Raw genomic sequence first — 453 nt, 5'->3', positions numbered from 1 at the left:
CCCATCCCCGGCTCTATCCGCTGATGTCCGGCCTCCGGGAGCGGGGAACGGCGATCGCCGTGCTGCGGTGCCCGGAGGAGGGCGCCCGCTCGGGCGACCGTCGAATCCTCGCCTTCGAGCATGCCATCGACCGGCTCTGCGTCGACGACCGGAGCGAGGCGGAGCGGCTCTCCGCCGCGGGCTTTCCCGATTCCAAGATCGTCGTCCTGTCTGACGCGGAGGGGGACTTTCGGGACATTCTCGCGGGCCTGTGGGCTTGAACGCGCGTATCCTGTCGCGGAAAGGCCGCATCCCCCGCGGCAAAGCAGGTATTTGGTCGACCAAAGATCGCGCCATGTCCGTGCCCGCCCTTGTGCGGCATCGGCCGCTCGTCTAAGCCTCCGGCCGCGCGCTCCCTGGCATTGGAGAAATTCCAGTGGTCGCCCTCGCGGGGCGCGGCATCACGGATCGGCG

1 protein-coding gene is annotated in these 453 nt (G+C 69.3%); it reads left to right on the top strand.

Annotated features, from left to right (window positions below; translation table 11 throughout):
• A partial coding sequence (locus OWC48_RS46545; RefSeq protein ID WP_282525999.1) for a hypothetical protein occupies positions 1-260 on the top strand: 260 nt, incomplete at its 5' end.
• Between the last annotated feature and the right edge of the window lie 193 nt (positions 261-453).

This window comes from Bradyrhizobium sp. Arg816 (genome assembly GCF_029989365.1).
Taxonomy (GTDB): domain Bacteria; phylum Pseudomonadota; class Alphaproteobacteria; order Rhizobiales; family Xanthobacteraceae; genus Bradyrhizobium.
This window is presented reverse-complemented; position numbering and strand designations above follow the sequence as displayed.